Source organism: Azonexus sp. GW821-FHT04F04 (assembly GCF_059420025.1).
On record NZ_JBWKSX010000003.1, the window covers coordinates 325,000 to 342,677 of the forward strand.

Annotated in this window: 19 protein-coding genes; 7 read left to right on the forward strand and 12 right to left on the reverse strand. The window is 60.5% G+C overall.

Going from position 1 to position 17,678, the window contains the following annotated elements; genetic code table 11:
* Positions 1-19 precede the first annotated feature (19 nt).
* Complete coding sequence (gene nosZ, locus AC07TV_RS08890) at positions 20-2,302, reverse strand: Sec-dependent nitrous-oxide reductase (protein WP_494648035.1); 2,283 nt, start codon at positions 2,300-2,302, stop codon at positions 20-22.
* A 196-nt stretch (positions 2,303-2,498) separates the two neighbouring features.
* On the opposite strand from nosZ, the gene AC07TV_RS08895 reads away from it, so the two are divergent.
* The 3 genes from AC07TV_RS08895 to AC07TV_RS08905 are packed head-to-tail and all read left to right on the forward strand — an operon-like array spanning position 2,499 to position 4,054.
* Positions 2,499-2,969 carry a hypothetical protein gene (locus tag AC07TV_RS08895; RefSeq protein ID WP_494648036.1) on the forward strand — a complete coding sequence of 157 codons (471 nt, stop codon included), beginning with the start codon at positions 2,499-2,501 and terminating at the stop codon, positions 2,967-2,969.
* A complete protein-coding gene (locus AC07TV_RS08900; RefSeq protein ID WP_494648037.1) occupies positions 2,970-3,572 on the forward strand; it encodes an SCO family protein in 603 nt (200 codons plus the stop codon).
* A gap of 14 nt (positions 3,573-3,586) precedes the next feature.
* Entirely contained in the window at positions 3,587-4,054 is a 468-nt protein-coding gene (locus AC07TV_RS08905) for a copper chaperone PCu(A)C (protein ID WP_494648038.1), read from the forward strand.
* A 155-nt stretch (positions 4,055-4,209) separates the two neighbouring features.
* Here the strand turns inward: AC07TV_RS08905 and AC07TV_RS08910 are convergent, their stop codons facing one another.
* On the reverse strand, positions 4,210-4,743 hold the full coding sequence (locus AC07TV_RS08910) for a response regulator transcription factor (protein WP_494648039.1): 534 nt from the start codon (positions 4,741-4,743) through the stop codon (positions 4,210-4,212).
* A complete protein-coding gene (locus AC07TV_RS08915) occupies positions 4,740-5,999 on the reverse strand; it encodes an ATP-binding protein (RefSeq protein WP_494648040.1) in 1,260 nt (419 codons plus the stop codon). The genes AC07TV_RS08910 and AC07TV_RS08915 overlap by 4 nt, the downstream gene beginning before the upstream one ends.
* 86 nt (positions 6,000-6,085) lie before the next feature.
* On the opposite strand from AC07TV_RS08915, the gene AC07TV_RS08920 reads away from it, so the two are divergent.
* Together AC07TV_RS08920 and AC07TV_RS08925 are read left to right on the forward strand one after the other, a co-directional pair.
* Positions 6,086-6,748, forward strand: coding sequence for a c-type cytochrome (locus tag AC07TV_RS08920; RefSeq protein ID WP_494648041.1), 663 nt, complete (start codon positions 6,086-6,088; stop codon positions 6,746-6,748).
* On the forward strand, positions 6,745-7,080 hold the full coding sequence (locus tag AC07TV_RS08925) for a hypothetical protein (RefSeq protein ID WP_494648042.1): 336 nt from the start codon (positions 6,745-6,747) through the stop codon (positions 7,078-7,080). The genes AC07TV_RS08920 and AC07TV_RS08925 overlap by 4 nt, the downstream gene beginning before the upstream one ends.
* Here AC07TV_RS08925 and AC07TV_RS08930 read toward each other — a convergent pair.
* Genes AC07TV_RS08930 through AC07TV_RS08955 form a run of 6 tightly spaced genes read right to left on the reverse strand, consistent with a single transcriptional unit; the run spans position 7,072 to position 11,692 of the window.
* Positions 7,072-7,620, reverse strand: a complete 549-nt coding sequence (locus AC07TV_RS08930; protein ID WP_494648043.1) for a methyltransferase family protein — start codon at positions 7,618-7,620, stop codon at positions 7,072-7,074. The genes AC07TV_RS08925 and AC07TV_RS08930 overlap by 9 nt on opposite strands.
* A 1-nt stretch (position 7,621) precedes the next feature.
* A complete protein-coding gene (locus AC07TV_RS08935) occupies positions 7,622-8,926 on the reverse strand; it encodes a M18 family aminopeptidase (RefSeq protein ID WP_494648044.1) in 1,305 nt (434 codons plus the stop codon).
* Positions 8,923-9,807, reverse strand: a complete 885-nt coding sequence (locus AC07TV_RS08940) for an esterase/lipase family protein (protein ID WP_494648045.1) — start codon at positions 9,805-9,807, stop codon at positions 8,923-8,925. Before AC07TV_RS08940 ends, AC07TV_RS08935 begins: the two co-directional genes overlap by 4 nt.
* Positions 9,808-9,814: 7 nt before the next feature.
* Positions 9,815-10,531, reverse strand: a complete 717-nt coding sequence (gene dnaQ / locus AC07TV_RS08945; protein WP_494648046.1) for a DNA polymerase III subunit epsilon — start codon at positions 10,529-10,531, stop codon at positions 9,815-9,817.
* On the reverse strand, positions 10,528-10,986 hold the full coding sequence (gene rnhA / locus AC07TV_RS08950; RefSeq protein ID WP_494648047.1) for a ribonuclease HI: 459 nt from the start codon (positions 10,984-10,986) through the stop codon (positions 10,528-10,530). Before rnhA ends, dnaQ begins: the two co-directional genes overlap by 4 nt.
* A complete protein-coding gene (locus AC07TV_RS08955) occupies positions 10,976-11,692 on the reverse strand; it encodes a class I SAM-dependent methyltransferase (protein ID WP_494648048.1) in 717 nt (238 codons plus the stop codon). Before AC07TV_RS08955 ends, rnhA begins: the two co-directional genes overlap by 11 nt.
* A 28-nt stretch (positions 11,693-11,720) precedes the next feature.
* On the opposite strand from AC07TV_RS08955, the gene gloB reads away from it, so the two are divergent.
* A complete protein-coding gene (gene gloB / locus AC07TV_RS08960; protein ID WP_494648049.1) occupies positions 11,721-12,479 on the forward strand; it encodes a hydroxyacylglutathione hydrolase in 759 nt (252 codons plus the stop codon).
* Positions 12,480-12,488: 9 nt separating this feature from the next.
* Here the strand turns inward: gloB and AC07TV_RS08965 are convergent, their stop codons facing one another.
* The 3 genes from AC07TV_RS08965 to AC07TV_RS08975 are packed head-to-tail and all read right to left on the reverse strand — an operon-like array spanning position 12,489 to position 14,481.
* On the reverse strand, positions 12,489-12,881 hold the full coding sequence (locus AC07TV_RS08965; RefSeq protein WP_494648050.1) for a response regulator: 393 nt from the start codon (positions 12,879-12,881) through the stop codon (positions 12,489-12,491).
* Positions 12,881-13,822 carry a GGDEF domain-containing response regulator gene (locus AC07TV_RS08970; RefSeq protein ID WP_494648051.1) on the reverse strand — a complete coding sequence of 314 codons (942 nt, stop codon included), beginning with the start codon at positions 13,820-13,822 and terminating at the stop codon, positions 12,881-12,883. Before AC07TV_RS08970 ends, AC07TV_RS08965 begins: the two co-directional genes overlap by 1 nt.
* A 29-nt stretch (positions 13,823-13,851) precedes the next feature.
* Positions 13,852-14,481 (reverse strand): hypothetical protein, encoded by a 630-nt coding sequence (locus AC07TV_RS08975; protein ID WP_494648128.1) that lies wholly within the window; start codon positions 14,479-14,481, stop codon positions 13,852-13,854.
* Between AC07TV_RS08975 and AC07TV_RS08980 the strand changes: the two genes are divergently transcribed.
* The gene (locus AC07TV_RS08980) at positions 14,441-17,671 is read left to right on the forward strand and encodes a DUF748 domain-containing protein (protein WP_494648052.1); all 3,231 of its coding nucleotides are present in this window, start codon (positions 14,441-14,443) and stop codon (positions 17,669-17,671) included. The two genes, AC07TV_RS08975 and AC07TV_RS08980, sit on opposite strands and share 41 nt — an antisense overlap.
* The last annotated feature ends 7 nt before the right edge of the window (positions 17,672-17,678 follow it).

Genomic DNA, 17,678 nt, shown 5'->3' on the forward strand with positions numbered 1-17,678 from the left:
GTCAGATCAAGTTTGTTTTTTACTTGACCTTCTTGGCACCGTTTTGCTCAAGGTAGGTCTTGGCGCGCAGGCCAATGTCGGCTGCCTTGACCTGGTATTGCCAGACCTGCTCAGCCCACAGGTTCGCCTGGTCCCAATCCTTCTTGGCGGCGGCTGCTTCGTGCTTGGCCTTGGCTTCCTTCATCTTGTTGAGCTGGTCGGTTGCATCGTCGACCATGTTCACCACATCCGGGAAGTCCTTGAAGTTGACGCTGGTGATGTAACCAACGACGGAATCAATGACGACCTGGGTGTCAGCGACCTTCTTGACCGTAGCCTTGTAGTCGGCTTCGGTATAGACGGCCTTGGCGGCTTCAACCTTGCCCGGCTTCCAGCCCTTCGGCTTGACCAGCAGGTAACCCTGCATTTCAAGGTGCAGTGCGGAGCAGAACTCGGTGCAGTAGTACGGATACACACCTTCCTTGTCGGCCTTGAACTTGACGGTGACCGTCTTGCCCGGTTCAACCGAGGCGTGCACATTGAAGGTCGAAACGGTGAAGCCGTGGGTTTCGTCCTGGGCACGTTCGAGGTTGGTCAGGTGGATGGTGATTTCATCGCCCACTTCAGCCTCGATGGTTTCCGGCGTGATGTGCGAACGGATCAGCGTACCCTTGACCTCGATCTTGTTGCCCTTCTTGGTCGTTACTTCTTCGCCAGCGCGAACCATGCCCGGATGCGGCTTGTCGGTGCGGGAATCGGTACCCACCTTGTAGCGGACGCCCGGCTTCAGCTTCGAAGCTTCGATGGCAACCACGTAGTGCGGCTCGCCCAGCGGTAGCGGCATGTCGTACAGGAGTTGCATCTTGTCGTTGCTGATGTCGATGAGCTGGTGGTTCTGCGGATGCAGCGGGCCAACCGGGTTGAAGCGATCGATCGACAGCTTGTTCAGTGCCACCAGGTAGCGACCCTTCGGATCCATCGAGTCACCTTCCATGGTCATCAGGTGACCGATGTTGTAGTGCACGGAGATCTTGTCGAGCACCTTGCCGTCACAGTGATTCCATTTGACGACTTGCGAATCGACGTAGAGCGAGGTGTAGGCAATACAAGGCTTGCTGTCGTACTGGGTGTGCAAAGGACCGAGGCCGAGCTGGACCTGGGTGTGCAGTGCATCCTTCATGCCGATGACCGGAATGCCGTACGGATCCTTGGATTCGAACTTGCCGGCCTTGATCGCGGCCTGGATCTTCTCGAAGGAATAGACGGACACGTGGGTGTCGAGCTTGCCGGCGACGGTCAGGAACTTGCCGTCCGGGGTGACGTCGACGCCGTGCGGCGACTTCGGTTCCGGCACGAGGAAGAGAATGCCTTCCTTGATCGCCGTTTCCATCATCAGCACCTTGTGGCCGTTGATGGTTTTTGCCTTGCCGGCAGCAACCAGTTCTGCCGCCTTCTTCCAGTTGATTACGTGCAGATAGTCGGTGTCCTTGGCGGAGCAACCGGCTTCATACGGCGGACGACCCTTTTCGATGCCGCCGACGTAACGCTCGGAACAGAACGAGTTGGTGAAGGACCAGCCGTCGGAAGGACCTTTACCGGCATCGGACAAGTCCTGCGAGTACGGTGGCAGTTCGAGGGAGAAGGACTGCTTCGGATCGAGGCGGCCTTCCTTGCGGTCGAACTTCCAGTAGGTGACGCCACCGCGATACTTCTCGTTGAACTCTTCGAGCGGATAGAACTTCTTGTTCTCGAGCGGCGAGGCGTACTGGGCGGCTTCGATGACGTACTCGGTGTTCGGCGTGACGAAAGCGCCGCCGTGTTCCGACTTGAAGATCGGGTTGACCACGATCTGCTTGGTTTCGAAGTCACGCAGGTCGATCACGGCGAGGCGCGGATTGGCCTTGTCGTTGATGAACAGGAATTGGCCGTCGTACTTGCCCTGGGTTTCGGAGATGGCCGGGTGGTGCGTATCGCCCCAGTTGATTTCCTTGCCGTCGATGTTGCCCTGACGCAGCACAGCCTTGGAGTTCTCGTCGAAGCCGTAACCCTGCCACGGTTCCGGCGTGAATACGCCGATATATTTCAGGATGCGCATGGACGGAATGCCATACACAATGATCTGGCCGGACTGGCCGCCAGAGCTGAAGGCGACGAATTCGTCGCGCTTGCCGGTCGGGACGTAGGTCTTGGATGCAGCCAGCAGATCCTGCTGGCTCAGGCCACGACGCTTCATCACGTCCTGCAGCGATTCAGCCGACCACGCTGTTGCTGCGAAACCGGCGGCGAGAAGCAGCGCGGTGGATTTCACTACAAATTTTTTCATCTCGATTTCTCCCATGAGCACCAGAAGCAAAAACTTCTCTTCCCCCATTGGCGCCTGTGACTTAGCGTCACTGCGACAATTTGCCGCACACTGTATTCTTCGCCGACTGTGAAAGAATTGATGTCTGTTAAATTCAAACAGACGCATTCGGCGACAATCCGTTGATCCAAATGACCCAAGGTCCAGAAGCACACTTGTGAACAAAAAAATACTGATTGACGTCATAGGTCTTGAATTGATCGCTCTGGTTGTAGTCGTTGGTTACAAGCTGTCGCCGATGCTGTTGCCAAAAGCTGACATCACCGTTCAGCCCGACCCCGTCTGCAATCTGCAGCGCGAGGCCTGCTCCGTCGCCCTGCCATCCGGCGGCAATGTCACCCTGGCGATGGGGACGCGGCCGGTACCGCTGGTCAAACCGTTCGAAGTTCAGGTAGCGACCAGCGGCTTTTCGCCGGCCCGTGTCGAGGTCGATTTCTCCGGCATCGAGATGAACATGGGCTACAACCGGCCAGAGTTGGCAGCGCGCGGCACCGGCAGCTATGCCGCCGAGGTGACGCTGCCGGTCTGCATCACCGGTAGCATGGACTGGCAGGCGACGGTGCTCATCGAAACCGGCAGCGAGCGGGTGGCGATTCCGTACCGCTTCACGACCGGGGAGTCGCACTAAATGGCTGAACGCATACTGATGGCAATCGCCGGCCTGCTGGCTGTGCTGATTCTTGGCGTCGTCCTCTTCTGGCAGCCGGAAATGCCCGAGCGACCATTGCCCAAGGCGGTCATCGCAGCCGGCGGCGATTTCACGCTGCAGTCGGCGAGCGGCCCGGTGGCACTCAAGGACTACCGCGGCAAGCTGGTCCTCGTCTATTTCGGCTACACCTTCTGTCCGGACATCTGCCCGACCTCACTGGCCGCGACGGCCGAAGGCCTCAAGCAACTGACGCCCGAAGAACTGGCCAGGGTGGCGATGATCTTCGTCTCGGTCGACCCGAAACGCGATACGCCCGAGCGCCTCAAGGAATACGTTGAATTTTTCCATCCGGCGATCGTCGGCGTCACCGGCACGCCGGAAAACATCGCCGAAATCGCCAAGCGCTACGGTGTGTTCTATGCCGAACAGAAGATCGAAACAGCTGGGGGCGGCTACGTCGTCGATCACTCGGCCGACACCTTCATCGTCGGCCCGGACGGCCAGCTGGTCGCCAAGATGGTGCACGCCACGCCGCCCGATCAGGTCGTCGTCGCCATTCGCAAATACCTGAACCAACCCTGAAGGAGCGTAAGCCCATGAAAAAACTGTCCCTGCTTGCAGCCAGCCTGATGTTCTCGGCCGGTGTTCTGGCCGCCGCCGCCGACCACGTCTCGGTTCAGGATCCGTATGTCCGCCTCGCCCCGCCCAACGCCCCGGCCACCGGCGCCTTCATGGTCATCAAGAACAACGGCGACAAGGACGTCAAAGTCGTCAAGGCCGACAACCCGGTTTCCAAAGTGACTGAGTTGCACACCCACCTCAACGAAGGCGGCGTCATGAAAATGCGCCCGGTGCCCAGCATCGAGGTCAAGGCCAAAGGCGAAGCCGTCCTCAAACCGGGCGGCCTGCACGTCATGATGATCGACATCAAGACGCCGATGAAGGAAGGTGACGTCGTGCCGATCACCCTGAGCTTCGACGACGGCAGCACCAAGCAGGTCGATGCCAAGGTCGTCCGCCCAATGGCCGCGCCGATGCCGGCGGCCATGGAACACAAACACTGATTTCGATTTTGGCCGTTTTTTCCGGTTGACCGTGGAAGTCTGCGGTCAGCCGGTTGGCTGGCCATTCACATACTGAATCGGGCTGAATCCATGTTCATGGTTCTATTCGTTCTCATCGTCGTACTGCTGCTTTATTCGTTCTTCGCCTGAGCCACTCAGGTCTTGACCGGCCGTTTCGACAGTTTGCGCTGCAGCGTCCGCCGGTGCATTTTGAGGGCGCGGGCGGTGGCTGAGACGTTGCCGTCGTTTTCGTTGAGGACGCGATGGATGTGTTCCCATTCGAGGCGGTCGACTGACAGCGGTTCATCCGAGGCCGGGACGTCGAAGTCCGGGCCGTCGTCAGCGTCGAAGGCGGTCAGGATGGCTTCGACTTCGACTGGCTTGGCGAGGTACTGGACGGCGCCGAGCTTGACCGCGTCGACGGCGGTGGCGATGCTGGCGTAGCCGGTCAGGACAACGATCCGGCATGCCGGGTTGATGGCCAGCAGTTGCGGGATCAGGGCGAGGCCGGAAGTGCCGTTCAGGTTGAGGTCGAGGACGACGCGTCCGGCCTGCATTTCCTTTGCCGCCGCCAAGGCAGACGCCACATCAAGCGCGCCCCGCGCCGGGTGGCCGCGCCGTTCCAGCGTGCGGACGAGGATGGCGTTGAAGCTCGGGTCGTCGTCGATGATCAGCGTTGGTTCGGTCATGTCTTTATCCGGGGTAGTTCGATGCGGGCGAGGGCGCCGCCTTCTTCGGGATTGAGCAGCGTCAGGGTGCCGCCGAGTTGTTCGACGGCGCTGCGCGTCAGCATCAGGCCGACGCCGCTGCCGCGCTCGTGGGCGGGAAAACTTTCCTGGCCGCCCAGTTCGAGTACCTGCTCGGGAAAGCCCGGGCCGCGGTCACGGATGTCGATGCACAGGTTGTCGGTGCACCAGCTCAGGCGTATTTCGAGCGGGATGGTCGTGGCGTTGGCGGCGTTGTTGAGCAGGTTGAGCACGGCCTGCTCGAGCCGCGGGTCGGCGACGATTTCCGGTGCCTCGCCATCGCTGGCGACGATCAGCCGGCTGCTCGCTTGCGGGCGGGCGGCGTGCCAGTTCTGGCGCAGGTGGTCGAGCCAGCGATTGGCGGTCTGCAGCGGCGCATTTTCCAGGCGCTCGGCGCCGGCCCGGCGCGACAGGCCGGTGACGATTTCCTTGCAGACGGCGATCTGCTGGAGGACAAGCCGAAGGTCTTCGCGGGCCGGATCGCTCAGGGTCGGATCGTTGACCAGTTCGCCGGCGAGCAGGGCCATGGTCGCCAGCGGCGTGCCGAGTTCGTGGGCGGCGCCGGCGGCCAGCGTGCCCATGGCAACGACCCGTTCATCGCGCAGCCCCTGTTCGCGGGCGGTGGCCAGTTCGGCGTCTCGTTGGCGAATGACGCGGGTGGTATGAACGATGATCCAGCCGATCATGACGGCCGAGACGACGAAAATCAGCCACATGCCGCCCAGGTGCAGGCGCGTCGCGCGCGTGGCGTCGGGCATCGGCAACGGGACGTAATAGAGCATGAGCAGCGAATAGGCGGCAATGGCGACGGCGGTGACGATGGCCACGCAACGCGCCGGCAGGGTCAGCGCGGCGACGGCGACCGGCGGCAGGAGCAGGGAAACGAGCGGATTGGCGGCACCGCCGCTGAGGAAGACGACTGCGCTCAGCATGCCGATGTCGAACAGCAGCTGGCTGAACAGTTCGTTGGCCGTGGCGGTTTGCGAGCGGATTACCCGCCACTGGGCTATCGCGTTGAACAGCAGGGCGATGGCGACGATGCCGAGGAGCGGTACCTGCGGTACGGGAATGTCGAGCAGGCCGGGGCCGACCATGATGAGCTGGGTCAGCACGGCGAGCACCACCCAGCGACCGATAACCAGGCGGCGCAGGTTGGCCAGGTGGTCGGTATTCGCAGTCGTGCACGGGGTAAATGCCATGGGCCGAATTATGCGTGATTTGTGTCAATTTTCAGTCGCTTGAGAGGTGCGACAATTCGCCGCATCGATCTTGGGAGCTGTCCTGCATGCTGAATATCCTGCGTTTCCCCCTCTTTCTCGCCGTGCTTGCCCTGAGCCATCCGGCGGCTGCGGTCGACCTCGAAAAAGGCAAGGAAATCAACGGTACCTGCGCCGCCTGCCACAGCGACAATGGCCAGGGCGGCAAGAAGGGCGAGTACCCGCGCATTGCCGGTCAGCAGGTCAAATACATTGAAAGCCAGTTGAAGAATTTCCGCGCGCGGACGCGGGTCAATATCCCGATGTTCCCCTACACGCAGGAGCGCGAGCTGTCCGATGAAGATATCAAGGACATCTCAGCCTATCTGGCCGGTATCGAGCTGGATACCAAAATGCCAACCTACAAAGGCACGGAGGACGCGCTGACCAAGCTGCTGATGGCCGAAAAGGTCATGATCATCCCGCGCGCCGAGGGCGATCTGGCCCATGGCGAGAAGCTTTACCAGAAGCAGTGCGCCGCCTGTCACGGCAAGACCGGCAAGGGCCGCGGCATGTTCCCGATGCTCGTTGGCCAGTACACCAATTATCTGCAGCGACAGGTCGATCTCTACCTCAAGGGCGACCGGCCGCATGACGAGGAGGGCACTGTCGGTTTGCTCAATGCCCTCAAGCCGCAGGATATCCAGGACATCCTGGCCTATCTCACATCGATACAGGAGCCGAAGGAATGAAACGTCTTGCCCTGACCCTGATGACCGCGCTGGTCGCTTCCGGTGCCATCGCCCACGGCCATGCCGGACCAATCGACGACAGCATGCCCGATGCCCAGCGCATTCGCTTCTGCGAACGCGTCCGCGACCACGCACTGCAGGCTTTCTACAATCGCGACAAGGGGCGGCCGATGAAACTGTTCGACGAAGACGGCAGCGATGGCGCGCGCATTACCAATCACATCATCCGGCGCATCTACGAAGAGCCGCAGATTTCCAGCCCGAAAAAGGCCGAAACCTTTGGCCGGGCTACCTGCAACGAAATGATGGGGACGAAGCAGCCTTCAGAGTAGGAAGGGGATGAAGCGCTTGGTGCGCTGCATGTAGTTGGCGTAGGCGTCGCCGAAATAGGCCAGACATTCGCGCTCGTCGGTAACAGCGGTGAGCCAAAGCGAAATGGATGCGACACCGGCGATGATCGTGCCGATCATGCTCGGGTCCTGGAAGTAGGCACCCCAGGCCAGCGCCAGCAAGGACGAGTACATCGGATGGCGGATGTAGCCGAAGATGCCATGCGACACCACCTGCGTCGTTTTCTCGAATTCGTAGAACGACCCATCGTCACGCTGGGCATTGGCTGCGCCATGGCGGGTCAGTGTGCGCGCCCCGGCAATGACCAGGAACATGCTGAGCAGCATCAGCATCCACGACGTGAACTGGTGCGGCGAGTATGGATCTTCGCCCCACACGCCGTGGTTCAGCACAATCAGTCCGAGGATGGCTTCCCAGGCAAAAAAGCGGTAGAAACCGTGGCTGCCCGGCTTGAGCAGGGCTTTTCGCGAAAGCCAGATGACAATGCCGGAGCCGGCGAGGAAGGTGAGCAGATCGTTCATGTCAGTTCGAGAATGAGGCGGTGAGGGCCGCGATCATGTAGCCGTGGTCGAGAACGCCGGCGCTTTCGCGGATGCTGTGCATGGCCCACATCGGCGAGCCGACATCGACGCTGGGGATACCGAGGCGCGCGGCGACGATGGGGCCGATGGTGCTGCCGCAACCAAGGTCGGTGCGGTGGGCGTATTGCTGGCAAGGCACGCCGGCTTTGTCGCAGATGGCCATGAAGCGGGCTGCTGTCTCGGCGCTGGTGCTGTAGCGCTGGTTGGCGTTGCTCTTGATGACCGGTCCGGCATTGACCAGCGCGTGGTGGCAGGGCTCGTAGGCGGCCGGGAAATTGGGGTGCCAGCCGTGTGCCATGTCGGCGCTGATGAAGAAGCTTCGGGCCAGCATCCGGCGCTGGTCTTCTGCGTCGAGGCCGGCGCAGCCAGCCAGTCGGCCGAGCACATCGGCGACGAAGCTGCCGCCGGCGCCCGTGGCGCTCTCGCTGCCGACTTCCTCGTGATCAAAAAAGGCGCACAGGCAGGTAGCGGCGGGTTCGGACGTGGCGAGCAGGGCGCTCAGCGCGGCGTGGCAGGAGGCGAGGTTGTCGAGCTGGCTGTTGGCGACGAACTCACGGTCGACGCCCCAAAAGGCCCCTTTTTGCGTGTCATAAGCATTGAGTTCCCAAGTCAGCAGATCGCCCGGCTCGACGCCGAGTTCGGCGGCGATGGGCTGGCGGAAGCGCGCTTCCGCCTTCGTGCCGTCTTCGGAGATGCCGAGCAGCAAGGGCAGTTCGGTCTGCTTGTTGAATTTCAGGCCATTTTCATTGACCTCGCGATTCATGTGGATGGCGAGGTTGGGCAGGCGCAGCAGCGGGTCGGCAAAGCGCACCAGCCGGGTTTCGAAGCCGCCCGGCACGCGGACATTGACGCGGCCGGCCAGCGACAGGTCACGGTCGGCAAAGGTGGCGAGGATCGGGCCGCCATAGACTTCAACGCCAAGGCGCACCAGACCGGCGGCGTCTTCAGCCGGTTTCGGCTTGAGGCGCAGGCCCGGCGAGTCGGTATGGGCGCCGATCAGGCGCAGGCCGGTCGTTGCTGTCGGCTGGCTACCGACGATGAAGGCGATGATCGACGATCCGCCACGCACGACGTAGCGACGGTCGCCGGCGGTCAAGGTCCAGCGCTCGGCTTCGTCGAGCGGTTGGAAGCCGGCAGCGGTGAGTCGGGTCTCGCAAGTCTGGACGGCATGCCAGGGGCTGGGGCTGGCATCGATGAAATCGAGCAGGTCCTGCGCCTGGGCGCGTGTGGAGTCGGGAATGTTCATGGCTTCTTGAGTTTCAGCAGTTCGATCAACTGTCGGGCAACCCGATCATCATAAAGCATTGCGATGTGACCTACCGCAGGCAGTTCGACATCGCGGGCACCGGGCAGGCGCTGGTTGTCCTGTGGCATGACGTAATTGTCGTAGGCATTGCGCAGGCTGACGGCGGGAATCTTGATCGGTTCGGTCGCCATGTCGCGCAGCCACAGCGAGCCGGGCGTCATCTCGCGGGAATTCTGGCCGAAGCCGATTTTGCTCAGGAGACTGCCCGCATGCGGCGTGGCCAGCGTGAACAAACGGTCGACGCGCTCGATGCCGTGCCGGGCCAGATAGGAGCGGCAGATCAGGCCGCCCATGCTGTGCGCGACGAGGGTCACCTGCTGGCTGCCGGTGTCGGCGCAGACTTCCTCGATGCGCCGGTTGAGCAGCGGCACCAGCTTGCCCATGCTGGTGTAGGGCGGCGCCAGGCTGACCGTGGCGACGCTATGCCCGGCTGCTTCGAGGCGACGGCGGAGCAGCCACCAGACACCACGGCTGCAGCCGTAGCCATGGACGAGCAGGATCGGCTTTTGTCCGGGCAGCAGGCGATCGGCCGGCATCCACAGACGTTCGAACGGAATGACGAGCAGGAAGGTGAGCAGGAAGGCGAAGTATTCGCCGGCCATGATCCGGAAGCGTTTGCCAAAGCCGAGCGCCGGTGCCGGCGAGGCGAATTTCATGCCGAAGAACCAGGTCGTCGCGTTCATCCAGAAACGCAGGCCGAGCAGGCAGTTGATCGCTCCGATGGTGGCCAGCGGCCAGTCGAGGTGCATGAAATGGCGGCCGATGTACAGATAGCCGCTGATTTCGAAGGCGAGCCAGATGAGCAGCGAGACAGGGACCATGCCGGACTCAGGCCGCTTCGGCGTCAGGCTTGGGCAGCCACAGGCAGGCGCCTTTGGATTCCTTGTTGATCGCGGCGAGCACCTGCTCGTGTTCGGTCAGTTCTTCGGGCGAGGCGCGGCGAACGGTGAGCGGCTTGCGCTCGCGGACCAGGCCGTCGGCACCGATGTTCGGGCGCGGTGCGGCATCGGGTTCGATCATCAGAGAGTTCTGGCCGCGTGTCATGGCCAGGAAAACCTCGGCCAGCAGCTCGGTGTCGAGCAGAGCGCCGTGCAGGGTGCGGCTGGAGTTGTCGATTTCGTAGCGTTCGCACAGCGCGTCGAGGCTGTTGCGCTTCCCGGGATGCAGATCCTTGGCCATGCGCAGGGTGTCGGTCACCTTGCCGCAGATGGTGCCGACCGGCACCCGGCCGAGGCGGTCGAGTTCGGCGTTGAGGAAGCCGATGTCGAAGGGCGCGTTGTGGATGATCAGTTCGGCGCCGTTGATGAATTCGAGGAACTCGTCGGCGATGTCGGCGAACTTCGGCTTGTCGGCGAGGAATTCGAGGGTGATGCCGTGCACTGCCTGGGCGCCTTCGTCGATTTCGCGTTCCGGGTTGAGGTATTTGTGCAGGTGGTGGCCGGTGAAGCGGCGGTTCACCATCTCGATGCAGGCAACTTCGATGATGCGGTGGCCCGAGCGCGGGTCGAGGCCGGTGGTTTCAGTGTCGAGGACGATCTGTCTCATGCTGCTTCCCTGTTTCTCAATTCATCGATGCCGCGATTGGCCAGGGCATCGGCCCGTTCGTTTTCCGGGTGGCCGGCGTGGCCCTTGACCCAGACCCATTCGAGCTTGTGCCGGCGGACCTGGGCGTCGAGTAGTTGCCACAGGTCGGCGTTCTTGACCGGCTTCTTGTCGGCGGTTTTCCAGCCGTTTTTCTTCCAGCCGTGAATCCACTCGTTGATGCCCTTCATGACGTACTGCGAGTCGGTGTAGATCTTGCCGCCGATTGGCCGCTTGAGGGCTTCTATGGCGCGGATGGCAGCGGTCAGTTCCATGCGGTTGTTGGTCGTTTCCTTCTCGCCGCCCCACAGCTCCTTTTCGTGCTGGCCGAGGCGCAGGATGGCCCCCCAGCCGCCGGGGCCGGGATTGCCCTTGCAGGCACCATCGGTAAATATTTCAACGATTTCTTCAGCGGCCATGGCCTTCCTTTTGGGCGATTGGGCGCAGCGCCTTGGCGCGCACCGACTTGTTTCGCCAGTTGGGGGTGATCAGGTGCATGCCGTGCACGCGCTTGATGGCACGCAGCACGTAAACGCCGCCGGAGAAATGCCACCAGCGGTTGCCGGCCGTTTCGATGAACTGCCAGCGTTGCACCCATTTGAGTTGTTCGACCGGTGGAATGTAGCAGCCAAACTGGCCGCGATCGACCTCAAAACTGAGCAATTTTAGCCAATCCTTGAGGCGATTCAGCGACAGATAACTGCCATTCCACGGAAAATCTCCGCTGCCGTCGAATTTCTGTTTCAGGCCCCACAGCGACAGCGGATTGAAGCCGATGATGATGACCTGTCCCTCGGGAATCAGGATGCGCTCGACTTCGCGCAATATCCGGTGGGGCTCGTCGCTGAATTCAAGCACATGCGGCAGGACGACGAGGTCGGTGCTGAGCGAGGCGAAGGGCAGGGCGGTGCAGTCGCAGAGCATGTCTACAGCGCCGTATTCGCCGGCCTTGAGGCGCAGCGGAATGCGGTTGGCGCGCAGGAATTCGCCCTGCGGCAGGCCGAGTTGCAAGGCATGAAAACCGAACACATCGGCAACGGCGGCATCGACCTGACGCTGTTCCCAATCGAGCACATAGCGGCCGGCTGCGGTCGACAGCCAGGCGTCGAGCCCGGGAATTGACATCCGGGGCGCTGCGCTTGATAGTTCCGGTATGTTTGAAATTTCGCTCATTCCCGCGTTCAAGGATAATTACATCTGGCTGCTGACCCGCGGCAAGCGTGCCGTCGTCGTCGATCCTGGCGATGCAGCTCCGGTCATTGCCCGTCTGGAAGCCGACGATCTGACGCTGGAGGGCATCCTGATCACGCATCACCATGCCGATCACCAGGGTGGCGTCGCCGAACTCAAAGCGCGCTGGCCAGTCGAGGTTCATGCACCGGCCAATGAGTCTATCACAGGCTGCACGCGTCCACTTTCAGGTGGCGAGCGGATTGATATTCTGGGCCAGACGGTCGATGTCATGGCCGTTCCCGGGCATACGCTCGGGCATCTCGCTTACCTCGCACCGGGCGCGCTGTTTTGTGGCGATACTTTATTTGGCGCCGGCTGCGGGCGGCTGTTCGAGGGCACGCCGGAACAGATGTCGGCCTCGCTCGACAGCATCGCCGCGCTCCCCGACGATACATTGGTCTACTGCGCCCACGAGTACACCGAGATGAACCTGCGTTTCGCCTTGGCCGTCGAGCCGGAAAATGCTGCCTTGCTGGCGCGCGTGGCGAAGGTTGCGGCGCTGCGGGCGGCGGGCCAGCCCAGTGTGCCGTTGACACTCGGTGAAGAGAAGGCGACCAACCCCTTCCTGCGCTGTACCGAGCCGGCGGTCATGGCGGCTGCTGAAAAGCGCGATTCCACGGTCAACCGGAAAAAAACCTCAATTTTCAAAACCATTCGCGGCTGGCGAAACGAGTTCTAGGGCGTCGCCCTACGGTTTTGCCTGGCGGATTCGGTTGCTGACTTTTTCCAGCGCATCAAGCACGCGGGCCGCATTGAAAGGTTTGATGATGAAGCCGCTGGCGCCGTTCATGATCGATTCCTGAACGGTTTCCGGGTCGGAGTTGCTGGTTACCATGACGACTTCGGTGTCCGGATTGGCCACCTTGATCTCGCATAGTGCTTCGATGCCGCTTTTCTCCGGCATCATGACATCCATGCAGACGATGTCCGGCTTCATGCGATCGACGACGTCGATGGCCGCTTGCCCGTTGCGGGCCTCGCCGACCACGTCGTATTCCTCGCCGCGCAGCATGGCGCGCAGAATGCTGCGCATCATGTCGTTGTCGTCAGCGATAACGATGGATATGCGTCGTCTGGCCACTAGGTTTCGTCGGCCCGGCAGATGCGATCCCGGCCTCCGTGCTTGGCATGGAGCAGTGCCTTGCTGGCGGCCTGGATAAGGTCGTCCGGCGGGTTGTCGAAACCGGGCGCGGCCGAGGCGAGGCCGATGCTCAAGGTGACCGTCCCGCCAGGTGAGGAGGCGTGCTGGATATTGAGTTCGCGGATGGCGTTGCGGATTTTTTCAGCCACCATCAGCGCGCCGCTGATCGTCGTTTCGGGCAGGACGACCGCGAATTCCTCGCCGCCATAGCGGGCCACGATGTCGGAAGGACGTTCGGTGTGCTGGCGAATCGCCTTTGCTACCTTGCGCAGGCACTCATCGCCGGCCTGATTGCCGTAGGTGTCGTTGTATAACTTGAAGTAGTCGATATCGCACATCATCATGGCGATGCTGTTCGAGTGACGGCGTGCCCGGCGCCATTCGATTGAAATCGCCTCATCGAAAAAACGCCGGTTGGCGACACCGGTCAGCGCGTCGCTCGACGAAATGCGCACCAGTTCCTGGTTGGCGGCATCCAGTTTGCGCGTCAGCGCAATCAGCGACGAGCGCATCAGCACGATGTGCTGCATGGCGCGGATTTTTGCACCAAGCACAATCTCGCTGACCGGCTTGAGCAGATAGTCGTCACCACCGGCAGTAATACCATTTTCGATGCTGCTTTCATCGCTCTCGGCGGACAGGAAAATGATTGGCGTCCACTCGCCCGGGCCTTCCATGGCCCGGATGCGCTGGGCAACCAGAAAACCATCCATGTCGGGCAGAACGACATCGAGCAAGACCAGATCCGGACGGGTTCTGGCGTATTTTTCCAGTGCCTCCTCGCCGCTTCGGGCAGAAAGCGTTGTCGCACCGAACTTCTCCACATGCTGGATCGGCAGGTGGAGGTTGGAGCGGCTGTCTTCGACGACAAGAATTTTCATGGTTTCTGCCGGGCTTCGATCAGCGCAGTCTAGCGGCAATATCGATTGAAGAAAACCAGCGCGGCAATCGAAATGCTGATGGCAGTAACAGCCCAGCCGATTCCCCAGTACAGCGCGCGGCTGGCTTGATAGTGGGCAGCGCGTTGCTTGAACTGGAAATAGCGCTGAAATTCGCCAAGGGTGAGCAGGGCGGTCAGCATGAAGAAAATCATGCCGCAGAACATGAAGATGATGATGCCGTTGTTCAGCTCACGACAGGCTCCCGCCGTGCGGTTGAGATAGAGCAGGATGCCGTCGGTACGGAAGGCGAAGCCGCCGACTAAAAAGGCAAATCCGGCGAAAAGAGTGATCAATCCGATGATCAGCCAAGTCTGCCAACGCTTGAGCTGCTCAACTAACCTGGATATTTCTTCGATGAACCATTTCATATGTTTTTGCTGATATTTCCGGTGTGGCGGTGTGCTAAATTTGGCGGATATAAAACAAGAAGGGCAGATTATCATGGCCGAGTCGACAGCAAGCAATTCTGCAACAATGTTACGCCTGACCGGGGCGCTGAAATCGCCGCGCAGCAAGCAAATTGGAAAATGGCTGGCGGGCATTTTTGTGGTTTTCGGGGTGCTTGGTTTTTTCGCTGCGCCGCCACTGCTCAAATCCATTTTGCAGAAACAGCTGTCGGTCCAGCTGCATCGCGAAGTCAGCATCGAAAATATCGACATAAACCCGTACGGCTTGTCGGCGAAGGTCAGCGGTTTTTCGATCAAGGCCGAGGGCAGCAAGGAAGTGGCCGGTTTCGACGAACTTTTCGTCAATCTTTCGTCGGCCTCCATTTTTAAACTGGCTGCCGTCGTTGATGAGGTTCGTCTGCAGGGGCTGCGCGTTGCAGTGTCGCGAGTTGCCGAGGGGCGTTACGACATCTCCGATCTGCTTGATGAATGGATGAAGCCCAAGGACGAGCCGGAGTCCGGCACGCCGCGCTTTTCGGTAAATAATATCCAGCTGATCAACGGCAAGATCGTCTTTGATGACCAGCCCAAGGGCAAGGTGCACACGATCAGCGACATCAATCTGGCGCTGCCCTTTGTCTCCAGCCTGCCCTACCACACCGAGGTTCTGGTCAATCCGTCGTTTTCAGCCACGATCAATGGTTCGCTACTGGCCTTGACCGGGGACAGCAAACCGTTTTCGGAGACCCACGAAAGCCGGCTCAACCTTGATCTGGATCGCTTCGACCTGGCTGGCCTGCAACCCTACCTGCCTGATTCGCTGCCTTTTCGGCTGACCTCGGGAACGCTCGATTCGGAATTGAAGGCGATGTTCAAGGAGGTCTCGGACCAGGTCTACTCGGTTTCGGTCGTTGGCGCGGTGCATGTTTCCGGGCTGGCGTTGACCGAAAGCGAAGGCCAGCCGCTGCTTGGCTGGAAGCGGCTAGATATTGAACTCGACAACGCCGACCCGATCAACAGCAAGGTAGCCGTCAAACGGATCGGACTCGATGGCCTGGATGTTTCGCTGGCGGTCAACAAGCAGGGCGAGTTCAATGTCCTGCGGGTCGTCGACAAGCTGGCCAAGCCGGTCGCAACAACGCCGGAGCCCAAGCCGGTGCCGGGCAAACCATTTGAGTGGTCGCTCGGTGCGTTCGCCCTGACCAATGGCCTGATCCGCTGGCAGGACGAGTCCAATCTGACTCCGGTGGCTGGCGAGGTGCGCAATCTGCAGGTCAACGTCGGCAAGGTCGATAGCAAGCTGGTCGAGCCGATCGAAATCGGCGAGGTCAGTTATCAGGTCGATCTCGGCGAGCGTTTCCGCGTCGAAAAGATGGATATCAAGGGGGTCAGGGTCGATCTGCCGGCGCACCGCGTCGAGATTGCCGAGATAATCAATAGTGGTACGCGCGCTCGCATGCTGCGCAACAAGGCGGGCAAGATCGAATGGGTCAGTTCGCCGATACTGAAAACCATCCGGGCAACGGATGCCCAGGTCAAGGATGAAAAACCGTGGGTAGGCAAGGTTGGCAAGTTGGCCGTTGAAGACCTTGGTTTTCGCTTCGAGGATCGCTCCCTGGAACAGGTCGCGGTGCAGGAAATCGAGGGATTCAATCTGCTTGGCCAGGAGCTGACCAACGAGCCAAACAAGAAGGGCTCGATTTCACTGAAGAGCAAGATCAACAAGAAGGGCAGCCTGAATGTTGATGGCAGCCTGCAGATCTATCCGCTTGACGTGGCGGTCAAGGTCGAGACGGTCGCGATTCCGCTACTGCCGCTGGAGCCTTATTTCGGCCAGTTCCTGAATGTTTCACTGACGCGTGGCCAGGTTTCGAACAAGGGCGAAGCGAAGGCCAAGCTCGATACGGCAGGCCTCAAGGCCGGCTACAAGGGCTCTTTCACGCTGGGCGACTTTGTTGCGGTGGACAAGTTGAACAGTGCGGATTTCCTCAAGTGGAAGTCGTTGTATTTCGGCGGTATCGATTTTCGTCTCGAGCCAATGGCCATCAACATTGGTGAAATAGCGCTGACCGACTACTTCTCCCGGCTCATCCTGAACAAGGAGGGCAAGCTCAACGTCGCCGATATCGTCAAGAAGCCGGAAGGCGAGGCGGCAAATAAAGAAGAACCGAAGCCGGAAACGAAGGTGGTGGCCAAGGATGCGGCGCCGGCCAAGCCACCAATTCCGATCAAGATCGGCAAGATCACCCTGCAGAACGGCACAGTCAATTTCTCCGACCTCTTCGTCAGGCCAAACTACACGGTCAACGTGACCAAGCTCGGCGGACGGGTGACCAATCTGTCGTCGGCGGCTGATACCGTAGCCGACATGGAACTGCGTGGCAGGTACGCCAATTCCGCGCCGGTGCAGATCCTGGGCAAGCTGAATCCGCTGGCAGCCAAGTCCTACCTTGATATCAAGGCCGATATCACGGGCGTCGATCTGGTCGGCTTTTCTCCCTATTCCGGCAAGTACGCTGGTTACGCCATCGAAAAGGGCAAGCTGTCGCTCAATGTCGCCTACAAGCTTGAAAACAACCAGTTGGCAGCGGAAAATCGTCTGTTCATCGACCAATTTACCTTTGGCGAAAAGATCGAGAGCCCGGATGCGACGAAGCTGCCGGTCAATCTGGCGTTGTCGCTACTCAAGAACAATCGCGGCGAGATCGATCTCAACCTTCCGATTTCCGGTTCGCTTGATGATCCACAGTTTTCAATTGGCGGGCTGATCGTCAAGGTCATCGTCAATCTGTTCGTCAAGGCTGTCACGTCGCCGTTTGCGCTGCTTGGTTCGATGTTTGGCGGCGGTGACGAGTTGTCCAACGTCGAGTTCGCGGCCGGGCGTGCCACGCTCAACGATGCGGCCGGCAAGAAGCTCGAAGCGCTGGCCAAGGCACTCAATGAGCGCAATGCACTGAAGCTCGAAATTACTGGCCGGGCTGATCCTGTGGCCGACCGGGAGGGTGCCAAGCGCGTTGCCTTGGAGCGCGCCATGCAGGCCGAAAAACTCAAGGATCTGAAGAAGGCTGGCGAAGGAAAATCGCTGGATGAAATCGAGATCGCAACGGACGAAAGGACTGCTTACCTGACCCGTGCCTACAAGGAAGCCAAATTCCCGAAACCGCGCAACATGATCGGTCTGCAGAAGGAGTTGCCGGTCGAGGAAATGGAGAAGCTGATGCTGACCAACCTGCTGGTCAGCGATGACGACGTGAAGGCGCTGGCCGCGCGTCGGGCCGAGGTGGTACAGGGCTGGCTGGTTGATCAGGGCAAGGTGCCGCCGGAGCGGGTTTTCCTGTTGCCATCGAAGGTCGAAGCTGACGAAAAGGGAAAAGCCAGCCGTGTTGATTTTTCGCTGAAATGAGTCGCTG

Coding starts and splice junctions, on each gene's coding strand:
- nosZ (WP_494648035.1), bottom strand. CDS start 2,302: ATGAAAAAATTTGTAGTGAAATCCACCGCGCTGCTTCTCGCCGCCGGT.
- AC07TV_RS08900 (WP_494648037.1), top strand. CDS start 2,970: ATGGCTGAACGCATACTGATGGCAATCGCCGGCCTGCTGGCTGTGCTG.
- AC07TV_RS08905 (WP_494648038.1), top strand. CDS start 3,587: ATGAAAAAACTGTCCCTGCTTGCAGCCAGCCTGATGTTCTCGGCCGGT.
- AC07TV_RS08910 (WP_494648039.1), bottom strand. CDS start 4,743: ATGACCGAACCAACGCTGATCATCGACGACGACCCGAGCTTCAACGCC.
- AC07TV_RS08915 (WP_494648040.1), bottom strand. CDS start 5,999: ATGGCATTTACCCCGTGCACGACTGCGAATACCGACCACCTGGCCAAC.
- AC07TV_RS08920 (WP_494648041.1), top strand. CDS start 6,086: ATGCTGAATATCCTGCGTTTCCCCCTCTTTCTCGCCGTGCTTGCCCTG.
- AC07TV_RS08925 (WP_494648042.1), top strand. CDS start 6,745: ATGAAACGTCTTGCCCTGACCCTGATGACCGCGCTGGTCGCTTCCGGT.
- AC07TV_RS08930 (WP_494648043.1), bottom strand. CDS start 7,620: ATGAACGATCTGCTCACCTTCCTCGCCGGCTCCGGCATTGTCATCTGG.
- AC07TV_RS08935 (WP_494648044.1), bottom strand. CDS start 8,926: ATGAACATTCCCGACTCCACACGCGCCCAGGCGCAGGACCTGCTCGAT.
- AC07TV_RS08940 (WP_494648045.1), bottom strand. CDS start 9,807: ATGGTCCCTGTCTCGCTGCTCATCTGGCTCGCCTTCGAAATCAGCGGC.
- dnaQ (WP_494648046.1), bottom strand. CDS start 10,531: ATGAGACAGATCGTCCTCGACACTGAAACCACCGGCCTCGACCCGCGC.
- rnhA (WP_494648047.1), bottom strand. CDS start 10,986: ATGGCCGCTGAAGAAATCGTTGAAATATTTACCGATGGTGCCTGCAAG.
- AC07TV_RS08955 (WP_494648048.1), bottom strand. CDS start 11,692: ATGTCAATTCCCGGGCTCGACGCCTGGCTGTCGACCGCAGCCGGCCGC.
- gloB (WP_494648049.1), top strand. CDS start 11,721: ATGTTTGAAATTTCGCTCATTCCCGCGTTCAAGGATAATTACATCTGG.
- AC07TV_RS08970 (WP_494648051.1), bottom strand. CDS start 13,822: ATGAAAATTCTTGTCGTCGAAGACAGCCGCTCCAACCTCCACCTGCCG.
- AC07TV_RS08975 (WP_494648128.1), bottom strand. CDS start 14,481: ATGGATTTGAGCAGTGGCGGCGCAGCGAAAAAACCAAGCACCCCGAAA.